This is a genomic window from Achromobacter sp. Marseille-Q4962 (assembly GCF_943737005.1).
GTDB lineage: Bacteria > Pseudomonadota > Gammaproteobacteria > Burkholderiales > Burkholderiaceae_B > Achromobacter.
In genome coordinates, this window is the sequence record NZ_CALSFU010000022.1 from 41140 (window position 1) to 54220 (window position 13081).

9 protein-coding genes are annotated in these 13081 nt (G+C 68.0%); 4 read left to right on the forward strand and 5 right to left on the reverse strand.

Annotation, left to right across the window (positions count from 1 at the left end; genetic code table 11):
* Positions 1–48: 48 nt before the first annotated feature.
* Complete coding sequence (locus NGJ44_RS18360) at positions 49–528, reverse strand: VOC family protein (RefSeq protein ID WP_251864921.1); 480 nt, start codon at positions 526–528, stop codon at positions 49–51.
* Positions 529–824: 296 nt separating this feature from the next.
* Here NGJ44_RS18360 and NGJ44_RS18365 point away from each other — a divergent pair, with 296 nt between their 5' ends.
* From NGJ44_RS18365 to NGJ44_RS18380, 4 genes are all read left to right on the forward strand, one after another.
* A complete protein-coding gene (locus tag NGJ44_RS18365) occupies positions 825–1439 on the forward strand; it encodes a helix-turn-helix domain-containing protein (protein WP_053244597.1) in 615 nt (204 codons plus the stop codon).
* A gap of 84 nt (positions 1440–1523) precedes the next feature.
* A complete protein-coding gene (locus NGJ44_RS18370) occupies positions 1524–2816 on the forward strand; it encodes an MFS transporter (RefSeq protein WP_053244598.1) in 1293 nt (430 codons plus the stop codon).
* 34 nt (positions 2817–2850) lie between these two features.
* A complete protein-coding gene (locus tag NGJ44_RS18375) occupies positions 2851–4116 on the forward strand; it encodes an NAD(P)/FAD-dependent oxidoreductase (RefSeq protein ID WP_251864923.1) in 1266 nt (421 codons plus the stop codon).
* A gap of 33 nt (positions 4117–4149) precedes the next feature.
* Entirely contained in the window at positions 4150–4509 is a 360-nt protein-coding gene (locus NGJ44_RS18380; RefSeq protein ID WP_251864926.1) for a cupin domain-containing protein, read from the forward strand.
* A gap of 10 nt (positions 4510–4519) precedes the next feature.
* Here the strand turns inward: NGJ44_RS18380 and NGJ44_RS18385 are convergent, their stop codons facing one another.
* The 4 genes from NGJ44_RS18385 to purL all read right to left on the reverse strand — a co-directional run bounded on the left by NGJ44_RS18385 (position 4520) and on the right by purL (position 12800).
* Complete coding sequence (locus NGJ44_RS18385) at positions 4520–5077, reverse strand: DUF1415 domain-containing protein (protein ID WP_251864927.1); 558 nt, start codon at positions 5075–5077, stop codon at positions 4520–4522.
* A gap of 105 nt (positions 5078–5182) precedes the next feature.
* Positions 5183–6655 (reverse strand): M20 family metallopeptidase, encoded by a 1473-nt coding sequence (locus NGJ44_RS18390; protein ID WP_251864930.1) that lies wholly within the window; start codon positions 6653–6655, stop codon positions 5183–5185.
* A gap of 130 nt (positions 6656–6785) precedes the next feature.
* Complete coding sequence (locus NGJ44_RS18395; protein WP_251864932.1) at positions 6786–8408, reverse strand: methyl-accepting chemotaxis protein; 1623 nt, start codon at positions 8406–8408, stop codon at positions 6786–6788.
* Positions 8409–8747: 339 nt separating this feature from the next.
* A complete protein-coding gene (gene purL / locus NGJ44_RS18400) occupies positions 8748–12800 on the reverse strand; it encodes a phosphoribosylformylglycinamidine synthase (protein ID WP_251864934.1) in 4053 nt (1350 codons plus the stop codon).
* Between the last annotated feature and the right edge of the window lie 281 nt (positions 12801–13081).

The following is a 13081-nucleotide window of genomic DNA, read 5'->3' on the forward strand; positions in this document are numbered from 1 at the left end:
CGGCCCGTTCCGCCGCAAGGGCCGCCAGCCGCACGAGGCCCCGCCCCCTCACCCGCGCCGCGCGGCCTCGATCGCGGCGACGTCGATCTTGCGCATGGTCATCATCGCCTCGAAAGCGCGCTTGGCCGCGGCGGCGTCGGGATCCGCGATCGCTTCCAGCAGCACGCGCGGCGTGATCTGCCAGAACACGCCCCATCTGTCCCGGCACCAGCCGCATCCGATTTCCTGGCCGCCGTTACCGACGATGGCGTTCCACAGCCTGTCGGTTTCGGCCTGGTCTTCGGTGGAGATCTGGAAGGAAAAGGCTTCGGTGTGCTTGACCGACGGGCCGCCGTTCAGGCCCACGCAGGGAATGCCGGCCACGGTGAATTCCACCGTCAGTACGTCGCCCTGTTTGCCGGACGGATAGTCGCCGGGCGAGCGCAAGACCCTGCCCACGGCGCTGTCGGGAAATGTCCGGGCATAAAACTGCGCGGCGTCCAGGGCGTCGCGATCGTACCAGACGCAGATCGTGTTCTTGCTGGCCATTCTGCTTCTCCAATCGATGTGGAACCCGGCCCGCCGGCGGACTGCCCGGCTCGAGGGATGTGCGATACATCGACGATAGCCGCCGGCGGCGCCGGCGCGGGTTACCAAGCTTTGGAAAATGTTGTGCCGTGGCGGGCGGCGGCCAGCCGCCTCGCGCTCGGGAAAGAGGCGGCTACCGAAGAGGCGGCCATCGGGCGCGCAAGCGATTTCTAGGGGTATACCCGAGCCAATATTGTGGCAAAAGTGAAATCTACTTAATATTTTTGAAGTGTGATTGAAAAATAAAGACGGATTTCATGAAAACCGACAGCCTGGAAAACGCCCCGGCTTCCGCCGACGACCACGACAAGGCCCTGGGAGAACGCCTGCGAGCGGCGCGGCTGCAGCGGGGACTGAAACTGAAGGACGTGGCCGAGCGCACCGAGATGTCCATCGCGCTCATCAGCCAGGTCGAGCGCGGCGTCAGCTCCCCTTCCATCCGCAGCCTGCGCGCGATCTGCCACGCCCTGGGCATAGACGGCGCCAGCCTGCTGGCTCCCGCCGCGGGCGGCGCGGCCACTGACGAGCAGAACGAATTCACGGTGCGGGCCTCCACGCGCAAACCGCTGAAGCTGGGCAACAACGGCGTCACCAAGTACCGCATCACGCCCGGCAGTTGCGCCACGCTGGAAGGTTTCCTGATGGAACTGGAGCCGGGCGCCGCCTCCGACCCCGGTTTCCTGGTGCAGGCCAGCGACAAGATCGGATACGTGCTGTCCGGCAGGCTGCAAGTCTACGTCGACGACAAATCCTTCCTGCTGGAGGCCGGCGACAGCTACGGCTTTTCCGGCAGCCATCCGTACCGCTGGCAGAACGGCTGGGACCAGAAGACCGTTTTCCTGGTCATCAACAGCACCCACTTCTACGTCTGAGCCCTTCTCCCCCGGTTTCTTCTACGCATTCCGACACATACCAAATGAAAGGCCGGCAGGCGGCCTCGCAAGGGAAAACACGCAATGAATTCCTCCTCAGCATCGATCGGCGTGCGTGCGGCGCGCGTTCCCGCGCGCAAAGGCAAGCTGCGCGACATCGTGGCCGCCAATATCGGCGCCTTCTTCGAGTGGTATGACCTGCTGGTCTATGCGCTGTTCGCGCTGCCGATCTCGCGGCTGTTCTTTCCGGCCGACGATCCGCAGACCGCGCTGCTGTTCAGTTTCCTGACCTTCGCGAGTTCGTACCTGATCCGGCCGGTGGGCGCCGTCCTGCTGGGCATCTACGCCGACAAGAAGGGGCGCAAGGCCGCCCTCTCCCTGACCGCCACGCTGATGCTGATCGGCACCGCGCTGATGGCGCTCATTCCCACCTACGCGACCATCGGCGCCCTGGCGCCGGTCGCGCTGGTGGCGGGCCGCCTGCTGCAGGGCTTTTCGGCGGGCGGCGAGTTCGGCACGGCGAATTCCTACCTCACCGAGCAGAATCCGAAGCTCAAGGCGTTCCTGGCCAGCCTGCAGTTCTCCACCACCGGGCTGGCCCTGGTCGTGTCCGCGCTGTTCGCGTATTTCATCAACCACTACCTGACCCAGGAGCAGGTCGACAGCTGGGGATGGCGCCTGCCCTTCGTGTTCGGCTGCCTGATCGGCCCGGTCGCCCTCTACATCCGTTTCAAGATCGACGAGACGCCCGAGTTCGACGACGAGAAAGCGCAGCGCGCCGCGCCGCTGCGCGAGACGTTCCGCCTGCACAAGCGCTATCTGCTGCTGGGCGCGCTGATCGTGGCGGCCGGCAACGTGGCCAGTTACCTCAACATCTATATGCCGACCTTTGCGATCAACAACCTGGGCATTTCCAAGGACGACGCGTTCGTGGCGTCGATCTGCAGCGGCCTGGTGTGCACCTTCCTGCCGATGCTGGGCGGGCTGGCCGCCGACCGCTACGGCGCGGTCAAGACCATGGCCTGCGCGCTGGTGCTGGGGCTGATCGTCATCGTGCCCACCTTCAGGGTGCTGACGGGCACGCCGTCGTTCGGCTCGCTGGTGCTGTTCCAGTGCCTGATGTCGCTGGTGTTCTACAGCTTCTATTTCGCGCCGGTCGGCTCGCTCCTGGCGCAGCTGTTTCCGACTTCCTGCCGCACCACCGGCGTGTCGATCGCCTACGTGGCTTCGCAGACCTTCTTCGGCGGCATCACGCCGGTGGTGGTGGGCTTCCTGGTGACCCGCACCGGCACGATCATGTCGCCCGCCTACTACCTGATCGCGATCGGCCTTGTCGCCATCGTCGCGCTGGCGAGCGTGCGCGCCCGGGTCCGCTGAACTTCCGACAACCTTTTTTACACGCTTGCGCTTCATGGACACCCGCTTACCCTCCCAAGTCGACGTCGCGGTCATCGGCGGCGGCATCATCGGCATCAGCACCGCCTGGTTCCTGGCCCGCGCGGGTCTGCGCGTCGCTGTTTTCGAGAAAGGCGCGATCGCGGGCGAACAGTCGTCGCGCAACTGGGGCTGGATCCGCTCGGTCGGGCGCGACCACCGCGAACTGCCGCTGGCGCTGCGCGCCAACGTTCTGTGGCGCGCATTGCAGCAACAGGCCGACGTAGGGTACCGGCAGCGCGGCCTCGCCTACCTGGGCCGCAACGCCGCAGACATGCAGAGCCACGCCAAATGGCTGGAAGCCGCCCGTCCCTATGCGGTGCCCGCCCGGCTGGTGGATGCGGCGGGCCTGCCCGCCCTGCTCGGCGCGCAGAGCGCGCGCGACTGGGCCGGCGCGCTCTACAACCCCGAGGACGGCGTGGCCGAACCGCAACTGGCGACGGCGGCCATCGCCGGCCTGGCGCGCGCGGCGGGCTGCCTGATTTTCGAGAGCTGCGCGGTGCGCGGCCTGGACGTGGCCGCCGGCAAGGTCGGCGGCGTCGTCACCGAGCGCGGCACGGTGGGCGCAGCGGCGGCCGTGCTGGCGGGCGGCGCCTGGTCGCGGCTTTTCTGCGGCAACAGCGGCGTGTCGTTCCCGCAGCTCAAGGTGCACGCGTCCGTGCTGCGCACCACGCCGCTCGACACCGGCATGGACCTGGCCATCAATGGCGGCGATTTCACCTGCCGCAAGCGCGCCGACGGCGGCTATACGGTTTCGCAGCTCGGCGCCTCCACGGCCGACCTGACGCCCGACAGCATCCGCCTCATGCGCCAGTTCCTGCCTGCCTGGATGGCGGAGCGCAAGTACCTGAAGCTGCGGGTGGGCCGGCGCTTCTTCGAAGAGCTGGCGATGCCGCGGCGCTTCGCGCTGGACGCGCCCACGCCTTTCGAGCAGCACCGGATCCTCGACCCGCGGCCCGGCATGGCTGCCATTTCCACGGCCCTGGAAAAGCTCAAGGCGGCCTTTCCCGCCTTCGCGCCGGCCCGGGTCGCCGCCGCCTGGGCCGGAATGATCGACGTCACCCCCGACGCCCTGCCCGTGATGTCCGCGGTCGAGAGCGTGCCGGGGTTCTTCCTGGCGTCCGGATTCTCGGGCCACGGCTTTGGCATCGGCCCCGCCGCCGGCGAGCTGATGAGCGAGCTGGTCCTGGGCAGGACGCCTGCCGTGGACCCCGCCGCCTTCCGTCTGTCGCGCTTCGCATAACCCCTTTTTTTCCTGTTTCATGGAGAGCATGCAGTGCCCGACAACAATGCGCGACTGATCCGCTTCGACGGCGGCCCGATGGTCGATCCGGTTCCCGGCAAACCCAAGCAACCGCTGACCGGCGACGCCTCGTTTCTCAGCGTCAAGGCGTTCGATCATCCGAAGGCGCGCGCCGGCGTGTGGGAAAGCACCGCGGGCGCCTTCCAGGCCGACAACGCCGGCTATATCGAGTTCGGCTACATCGTCGACGGCGGATGCCGCCTGGTCGATCCGGACGGCGCCGTGCACGAGCTGGCGGCGGGCGACGCGTTCGTCATGCCCGAGGGATACGCCGGCCGCTGGGAAGTGGACCGCCACGTGAAGAAGATCTATTTCATCAGCCTCACCCGATGAGGCCGCCGGGCTATTGCCCGGCCATCAGCTTCTTCCAACCGTCCAGGCCGAGGCGGCGCATCGTGTCGATGTTCTTCTCATAGATCTCCGCGGCGTCGGGAAACGCTTCCACGGCACGGTCGATGCTCGCTTCGCGCAGCAGGTGCAGGATGGGGTATGGCGAGCGGTTGGTGCAGTTTTCGATGTCGTCCGGCTCGGTGCCGGCGAACTGGAAGTCGGGGTGGAAGGTAGCGACCTGCAGTTCGCCTTCCAGCCCCATGCGCTTGAGCAGGCGCTCGGCCCGGGCCTCGAAATCGTTGAAGTCCAGGAAGTCGTCGAGGGCGTCTGGCAGGATGAGCAGCGTGGTATCGATCCGCTGCGGGTCGGCTTCGGCCAGCAGGGCCAGCTCGGTCTGCAGATCGGCCAGCACGCTCTCCTCGTCAGTCGCGTCGCTGACGGCATAGCGAATCTGCTCCTTGACCTGCACCGCCTTGGCGAAGGGACAGAGATTCAGCCCGATGACCGCCGCCGTCACCCAGTGGCGGGTTTCTTCCAGCACGTGATCATAGGCGTCGGAGGTGGAAATCATGAAAGAAGGGTCCGCGGAGAAGACATGGCTGAAATGGCATGGCCGGGCCGCCACGGCGGCGCGGCCGTGGCGAACGGCCTGCGCCGGAACGGGTGAGGTTTGCGGTCAGGACGCCGGCATGGCGGCCATGGTCTGGGCCACGGCGGCGGTGAGCTTCTTGCCGTAGGGCACGTGCAGGAATTCGTTGGGGCCGTGCGCATTGGAGCGCGGACCCAGCACGCCGCAGACCATGAACTGCGCCTTGGGGAAACCCTTCTGCAGGATGCTCATAAGCGGAATCGTGCCGCCCTGGCCGATGTAGCCGCAAGGCGCGCCGTAGTAGGCTTGCGAGGCGGCGTCCAGGGCCTGGGTCAGCCAGGGCTGCGAGGCCGGGGCGTTCCAGCCGGTGGCCGCGCCCTCGTTGGCCTTGAAGACCACCTTGGCGTTGTATGGCGTGTCGGCTTCGAGCAGGGCCTTGATTTCCTGCGAAGCGGCCACGGCGTCGACCAGCGGCGGCAAGCGCAGCGAAAGCTTGAAGGCCGTGCGCGGACGCAGCACGTTGCCGGCGCTGGAAAGCGGCGGCAGGCCCTCGGCGCCGGTGACCGACAGCGTGGGCCGCCACGTGCGGTTCAGCAGCGCCTCTTCGGGCTCGGTGGTCATGGGCAGCACGAAGCCGCCGTCGGCGCCGCAGCTCCAGGGGAAGCGCCGCCAGACTTCGTCGCCCAGGATGCGCGCAGTGTCGCGCACCTGTTCGATGCGCTCGGCGGGAATCTCGCAATGCAGGCTCCGCGGCAGCAGGCGGCCCGTGGCGCTGTCTTCGAGGCGGTCCAGCAGATGGCGCAGGATGCGGAAGCTGGACGGCACCACGCCGCTGGAGTCGCCCGAGTGCACGCCCTCGTCCAGCACCTGGACCTCCAGCGTGCCCGCCACCATGCCGCGCAGCGACGTAGTCATCCAGAGCTGGTCGTAGTTGCCCGCGCCGGAATCCAGGCAGACCACCAGCGCCACATTGCCCAGGCGGTCGCGCAAGGCGTCGACGTACGGCAGCAGGTCGTAGCTGCCCGATTCTTCACAGGTTTCCACGATGCCCACGCAGCGCGGACGCGGAATGCCCTGCTTGTCCAGCGCCATGATGGCGGTGAGCGAGGCATAGATGGCGTAGCCGTCGTCGGCGCCGCCCCGTCCGTAGAGCTTGCCGTCTTCGTACTTGGGCGTCCAGGGACCGAGGCCGGCGCGCCAGCCCGAGAACTCGGGCTGCTTGTCGAGGTGGCCGTAGAGCAGCACGGTGTCGCCGTTGTCGCTGCGCGTGGCGGGCGCGTCGAAGAAGATGACCGGCGTGCGGCCCGGCAGGCGCACGACTTCGAGTTTGAGGCCGGCGACTTTCTGCGCCTCCACCCATTGCGCCGCGTCGCGCACCACACGGTCGATATAGGCGTTTTTCTCCCAGTCCGCGTCGAACGCAGGGCTCTTGGCCGGTATGGCGATGTAGTCGGTAAGCGCGGGAATGATTTCGCGGTCCCATTTGTCGTCCACGAAAGCTTGCAGAGCCTTGGGATCGAGCGTGGGCGGCAGGGCGTCGTCGGGAAGTCGGGCGTTCATGGCGCGGGGTCCTGGACTGGGAGGGTGGACAAACTGCTATTTTATGCCTGCCCGCGCGCCGCGGGACGCCCTGCCGGCGGATGTGTCCCTTTCCGGGGCGGGAGGGCGGCGACACACCGCCCTCCCCGCATCAGGCCCCGATCAGCGCCGGCTCGCCGCGCGCCAGCGCGGGCGCATCGGCCTCGATGACACGTCCGCTGCCGAGCCTGAAGACGGCCACGGCTTCGCGCAGTTTCTGGGCCTGGGCTTCCAGCGAGGCGGCCGAGGCTGCGGCCTGTTCCACCAGGGCGGCGTTCTGCTGGGTAACGCCGTCCATCTGGGAGACGGCCTGGTTCACCTGTTCGATGCCGCGCGACTGCTCGTCGGACGCGCTGGATATCTCGCTGATGATGCCGGTGACGCGGCGCACGGAGCTGACGATTTCCTGCATGGTGGCGCCGGCCGATTCGACCTGCTCCGAGCCCACCGATACTTTTTGCACCGAGTCGTCGATGAGGGTCTTGATTTCCTTGGCGGCCTGGCCGCTGCGCTGCGCCAGCGCGCGGACTTCGCTCGCGACCACGGCAAAGCCCTTGCCCTGTTCGCCCGCGCGCGCCGCCTCTACGGCGGCATTGAGCGCCAGGATGTTGGTCTGGAAGGCGATGCCGTCGATCACGCCCACGATGTCGGCGATACGGTTGGAGCTGTCCGCGATGGCGCGCATGGTGCCCACCACTTCGCCCACGGCGCGGCCGCCGCGCGCCGCCACGTCGGAGGCGGCCTCGGCCAGTTGCGCGGCATTGCGCGAACTGTCGGCATTGTTTTTCACGGTGGAGGCGAGCTCGTCCATGCTGGCGGCGGTTTCTTCCAGCGAGGCAGCCTGCTCTTCGGTGCGCGACGACAGGTCGATGTTGCCGGCGGCGATTTCACGCGCGCCCGTGTGGATTTCCTCTACCCCCTCGCGCACGGCCGACACGGTGCGCGACAGGCTGTCCTGCATGCGCTTGACGGCCGCGTACAGCACGCCGATTTCGTTGTTGCCGCGCTGCGGGATGTGGTTGGTGAGATCGCCGCCGGCGATGCGGTCGAACAGGCTGCCCGCCTCGCGCAGCGGACGGAAGACCGAGCGCGTGAAAAGGGCATACAGGCAGACGACGATGAAAGCCACGACCACCAGCACGCCCACGAGCAGGCCGATCGCGCCGCCGATGCGGGAGGAGGCGTCGTGCGCCACTTGCTGGCCCACGCGGTCGGCATAGTCGGCGTATTTCTGGATGGCCTGGGTGAAGGTGATGCCCAGCGGCGTGACCTTGTCCAGGTTGAGGCGGCCGGCCTCGTCGGCGCGGCCGGCGCGGATGGCCGCCACCATGGGAGTGATGGCTTCGCGGCTGTAGACGTCGTAGGCCGCGAGGGCCGCTTCGTACAACGGCTTGCCTTCGGCCGACGTCTCGGGCGTGCCGCGCGCGAGCTGGATCAGGTCGCCGGCCTTCTTGAGGTAGCCATCCAGGCGCTGCATGCTGGCCAGCTTGTCGATGCTCTTGCCTTCCATGAGCGTGGTCTGGGCGGCGAGCAGCACCAGGCGGGCGCGCAGCAGCTCGGAGCCCGCGTCGTCGATGGCGTTGGCGCGCACGAGGTTGGTGTCCAGCAGCACCTCGATGGAGTTGCGGTTGGAGGTCAGTTGTTGATAGACGGCGATGCCGACGAGAAGAAAGAGCGCGAAAAACAACCCCAGGGCCGAGGTCAGGATCGCGCGGATACTCAGGTTCTTGAACATGAAAGAAAGCGCTCCGGGTTGGCGAAAAGCAGACGCGGAGGCAGAAGCAAGCGAGGGCGGGCGTCGCGCCAAAAGCGCCCCATGAAAACCATGGGCGCACCTCCAGATACGATGCTTGGGAACCCACGCCGTTTTCAACGGGACGGACGGGATACGGATTGCTGCGCGCTTGAAGCGCCAGCGCGGCTGTTGCAGCTATAACGGTCCATGCAATGAAAAGTTAAATATCTCATTAGCTTGCATGTACGGTTGCGCGGCGCGCCCGAAACGAAAAGCCCGCCGGCGTGGCGCGCCGGCGGGCTTCTGCCCGCAAGAGAGGCGGATGGCGTACTGCGCCCGTTACTTCAACCAGGCGCGCGCGTTGCGGAAGATGCGCATCCAGGGGCTGAACTGGCCGCCGCTGTCGGCGGAGCCCCACTTGGCGGGTGCCCAGGACATCATCACGTTGCGGGTGACGCGTTCGGGGTGCGGCATCATGACGGTGAAGCGGCCGTCGGCCGTGGTGACGGCGGTCAGGCCGCCGGGGCTGCCGTTGGGGTTGAAGGGATAGGCTTCCGTGGCCCGGCCGTAATTGTCGATGTAGCGAGCGGCGGCAAGCACGCGGCTCGGGTCGCCCTGCTGGGAGAAATCGGCATAGCCTTCGCCGTGGGCCACGGCCACCGGAATGCGGGCGCCTTGCATGCCGGCGAAGAAGATGGACGGCGACTCGGCCACCTCGACCATGGACAGGCGCGCCTCGTACTTCTCGGACTGGTTGCGGGTGAAGCGCGGCCAGTGCTCGGCGCCGGGGATCATGGGCGCCAGCGCGGCCATCATCTGGCAGCCGTTGCACACGCCCAGCGCGAAGGTGTCGGGCCGCGAGAAATAGGCGGAGAACTGGTCGGAGAGCTTGCCGTTGAACCGGATGGTGCGGGCCCACCCCTCGCCCGCGCCCAGCACGTCGCCATAGCTGAAGCCGCCCACGGCCACCAGGCCCTGCATGCCGGCCAGGTCGATGCGGCCGGCCAGCAGGTCGGTCATGTGGACGTCGATGGCCTCGAAGCCGGCGGTATCGAAGGCCCAAGCCATCTCGACCTGGCTGTTGCAGCCCTGTTCGCGCAGGATGGCCACGCGCGGACGCTTGCCCGAGGCGATGAACGGGGCGGCGATGTCTTCTTGCGGGTCGAACGCCACCGAGGGGGTCATGCCGGGATCCTGGGCGTCGTTCCAGACGTCGAACTCGGCCTGGGCGCAGGCCGGATTGTCGCGGCGCGTCATGATGCGGTAGGACACCTCGCTCCAGGCGCGCGCGAGCCCGGCGCGCGGCTGGCCCCAGACCTTCTTGCCGTCGCGGAAGAATTCGATTTCGTCGGCGGCGTTCAAGCCGCCGATGACGTGCGAGTGCGCCGACAGGCCGGCGCCGCGCAGCACCTGCATGACCGCGTCGCGCTCGGAAGCCGGCACCTGGATGACGGCGCCCGCCTCTTCCGAGAACAGCGCCTTGAGCGTGAGTTCGTCGCGCTGCACGGCCACCTGCTCGGGGCGGATCTTGTAGTCGCCCCAATCGGCCGATTGCGGGTCGAACGTGAGCATGTCGAGGTTGACCGAGATGCCGGTGCGGCCCGCGAAGGCCATTTCGGCCAGGGTGGCGAACAGGCCGCCGTCGGAGCGGTCGTGGTAGGCCAGCAGCGTGCCGGCCTCGGCCAGCGTGCGGATGGTGACGAAGAAGGCGCGCAGGTCTTGCGGCGCATCGATGTCGGGGACCGTCTGGCCGACCTGGTTGTAGACCTGGGCCAGGATGGAGCCGCCCATGCGGTGGCGTCCGCGGCCGAGGTCGATGAGGATGAGCACGCTGTCGCCGGCATCGGTGCGCAATTGCGGCGTGAGGCTGGCACGCACGTCGCCCACGGGCGCGAAGGCCGTGACGATGAGCGACACGGGCGCCACGACCTGACGCTGCTCGCCGTCCTGCTCCCAGGTGGTCTTCATGGAGAGGGAGTCCTTGCCCACGGGGATGGACAGCCCCGTGGCCTGGCACAGCTCGCTGACGGCGGAAACCGTGTCGTAGAGCGCGGCATCCTGGCCCTGCACGCCGCAGGCGGCCATCCAGTTGGCAGAGAGCTTGATGTCTTCGAGGCGGGCCACGTCGGCGGCCGCCAGGTTGGTGAGCGCCTCGGCCACGGCCATGCGGCCGGACGCCGGGGCGTCCAGCATGGCGATGGGCGTGCGCTCGCCCATGGCCATGGCTTCGCCGCGGAACCCTTCGTAGTCGGCCAGGGTGACGGCGCAGTCGGCCACCGGCACCTGCCACGGGCCGACCATCTGGTCGCGGCTGGAAAGGCCGCCCACGGTGCGGTCGCCGATGGTGATGAGGAAGGTCTTGTTGGCCACCGCGGGATGGCGCAGCACGCGGTACGCGGCTTCGGTGAGGTCGATGCCGGCGAGGTCCAGGGGGCCGGACACGCCGGGCAGGCGCCGGACGTCGCGCGTCATGCGGGGCGGCTTGCCCAGGATGACGTCGATGGGCACGTCCACCGGGCGCACTTCGCTCTCGCCCTGCGGTCGGACGTCGTCCAGGCCCGGCAGCCCTTCGCCGTCCACCACGCGCAACTGGCGCTCTTCGGTGGCCACGCCGACCACGGCATACGGACAGCGCTCGCGGCGCGCGATGGCGTCGAAGCGTTCCAGGTCTTGCGGCAAGATGGAGAGGACGTAGCGCTCCTGCGACTCGTTGCTCCAGATTTCGGCGGGCGACAGGCCCGATTCTTCGAGCGGCACGCGCTTCAGGTCGAACACGGCGCCGCGGCCCGCGTCGTTGACGAGCTCGGGAAAGGCGTTGGACAGCCCGCCCGCGCCCACGTCGTGGATGGCCAGGATGGGGTTGCGCTCGCCCTGCTGCCAGCAGCGGTCGATGACCTCCTGGGCGCGGCGTTCGATTTCGGGGTTGCCGCGCTGGACGGAGTCGAAGTCGAGTTCGGCGGAGTTGCTGCCCATGCTGATGCTGGAGGCCGCGCCCCCGCCCATGCCGATGCGAAAGCCCGGGCCGCCGAGCTGGATCAGCAGCGCGCCCGGCGGAATGATCTCCTTGCGCGTGAGGCCGGCGTCGATGCTGCCCAGGCCGCCGGCGATCATGATGGGCTTGTGGTAGCCCCAGCGCACGCCCCCGGCGGTCTGTTCGAAGGTGCGGAAATAGCCTAGCAGGTTCGGCCGGCCGAATTCGTTGTTGAAGGCCGCGCCGCCGATGGGGCCGTCGATCATGATGGACAGCGGCGAGGCGATGCGCTCCGGCAGACCGTGGTGGTCGGCCTCCCAGGGCTGGAGGGCGTCGTCGAAGCGCAGATGCGAGACGGTGAAGCCGGTAAGGCCGGCCTTGGGCTTGGAGCCGCGGCCGGTGGCGCCCTCGTCGCGGATTTCGCCGCCGGCGCCGGTGGAAGCGCCCGGAAACGGCGCGATGGCGGTGGGATGGTTGTGGGTTTCCACCTTCATGAGGGTATGGACGACGGTGTCGCGACGCACGTAGCGGGCGGCCTCGGCGCCCTCGCCCGCCACGCCCGGCACCCCGGCCTGGAAGCGCTGGGCCGCGCCGCCTTCCATGATGGCGGCGTTGTCGGAATAGGCCACCACGGTGCCGGCCGGCTGCGCCTTGTGGGTGGCGCGGATCATGCCGAACAGCGTGTCGGGCTGCTCCTGGCCGTCGATGACCCACTGGGCGTTGAAGATCTTGTGGCGGCAGTGCTCGCTGTTGGCCTGCGCGAACATCATGAGCTCGACGTCGGTGGGATTGCGCCCCAGATCGCCGAAGGACTTGGCGAGGTATTCGATTTCGTCGTCGGACAGGGCCAGGCCCAGGGCGGTGTTGGCTTCCTCGAGCGCCTGCGCGCCGCGCGACTGCACGTCGACGGTGCGCATGGGCTTGCCCGCCAGCGGCTCGAACAGCGCGCGGCCATCGAAACCGGCGCCGACCACGGTTTCGGTCATGCGGTCGTGCAGGCAGGCGGCCGCGCGGGCCAGCATGTCGGCGTCGAAGGACCTGGCGCCCAGCAGGCCGCGCTCGGGGGTGAGCAGGTAGCGCACGCCGCGCTCGATGCGGCGCACCGCCGACAGCCCGCAGTTGTGGGCAATGTCGGTGGCCTTGCTGGCCCAGGGGGAAATCGTGCCCAGGCGCGGAATGACGAGCAGGGCCAGGCTCTTGGCCGAAGGCTGCCCGGCCTCGGAGGGCGTGCCGTAGTCCAGCAACTGGACGAGCCGCTGCTGCTCCTCGGCCGACAGGGCGGCGTCGGTATGGACGAAGTGCTCGTAGCGGGCGGAAATGTCGGCCACCGGCAGGCCGGCTCCCTTCAGTTGCGCCAGCAGGCGCTCGCGGCGGAAGGAGGACAGGACGGAGGAACCGGGCAGATGCTGAACTAGGGACACGATGCGGGCGCCGTAATGGGATGGGTGCAAAACAAAGATTTTACCCGTTCAGGGGTTTTCCCGGATTCGTATTTGCCGAGGGCCCGGCGGGATGCCCCGGGGTTCTGTTACAAAAGAATTCCGCCGCGCCGCCAGTTCGATATTGCGACGCAACAATGCCGCATTTACCAGTGCGATGGGGTTGTTTTAATCCCGGCAACCCGCCCGAGAGCCACCGTCTTGCGGCAACGCAACATGTTGCGCCCGGCGCGAAACACGGGAAAACACGAACTAACGCGCCC

Bases quoted from the DNA above. Each gene is read 5' to 3' on its own strand.
- NGJ44_RS18360 (WP_251864921.1), bottom strand. From the start codon at position 528: ATGGCCAGCAAGAACACGATCTGCGTCTGGTACGATCGCGACGCCCTG.
- NGJ44_RS18365 (WP_053244597.1), top strand. From the start codon at position 825: ATGAAAACCGACAGCCTGGAAAACGCCCCGGCTTCCGCCGACGACCAC.
- NGJ44_RS18370 (WP_053244598.1), top strand. From the start codon at position 1,524: ATGAATTCCTCCTCAGCATCGATCGGCGTGCGTGCGGCGCGCGTTCCC.
- NGJ44_RS18375 (WP_251864923.1), top strand. From the start codon at position 2,851: ATGGACACCCGCTTACCCTCCCAAGTCGACGTCGCGGTCATCGGCGGC.
- NGJ44_RS18385 (WP_251864927.1), bottom strand. From the start codon at position 5,077: ATGATTTCCACCTCCGACGCCTATGATCACGTGCTGGAAGAAACCCGC.
- NGJ44_RS18390 (WP_251864930.1), bottom strand. From the start codon at position 6,655: ATGAACGCCCGACTTCCCGACGACGCCCTGCCGCCCACGCTCGATCCC.
- NGJ44_RS18395 (WP_251864932.1), bottom strand. From the start codon at position 8,408: ATGTTCAAGAACCTGAGTATCCGCGCGATCCTGACCTCGGCCCTGGGG.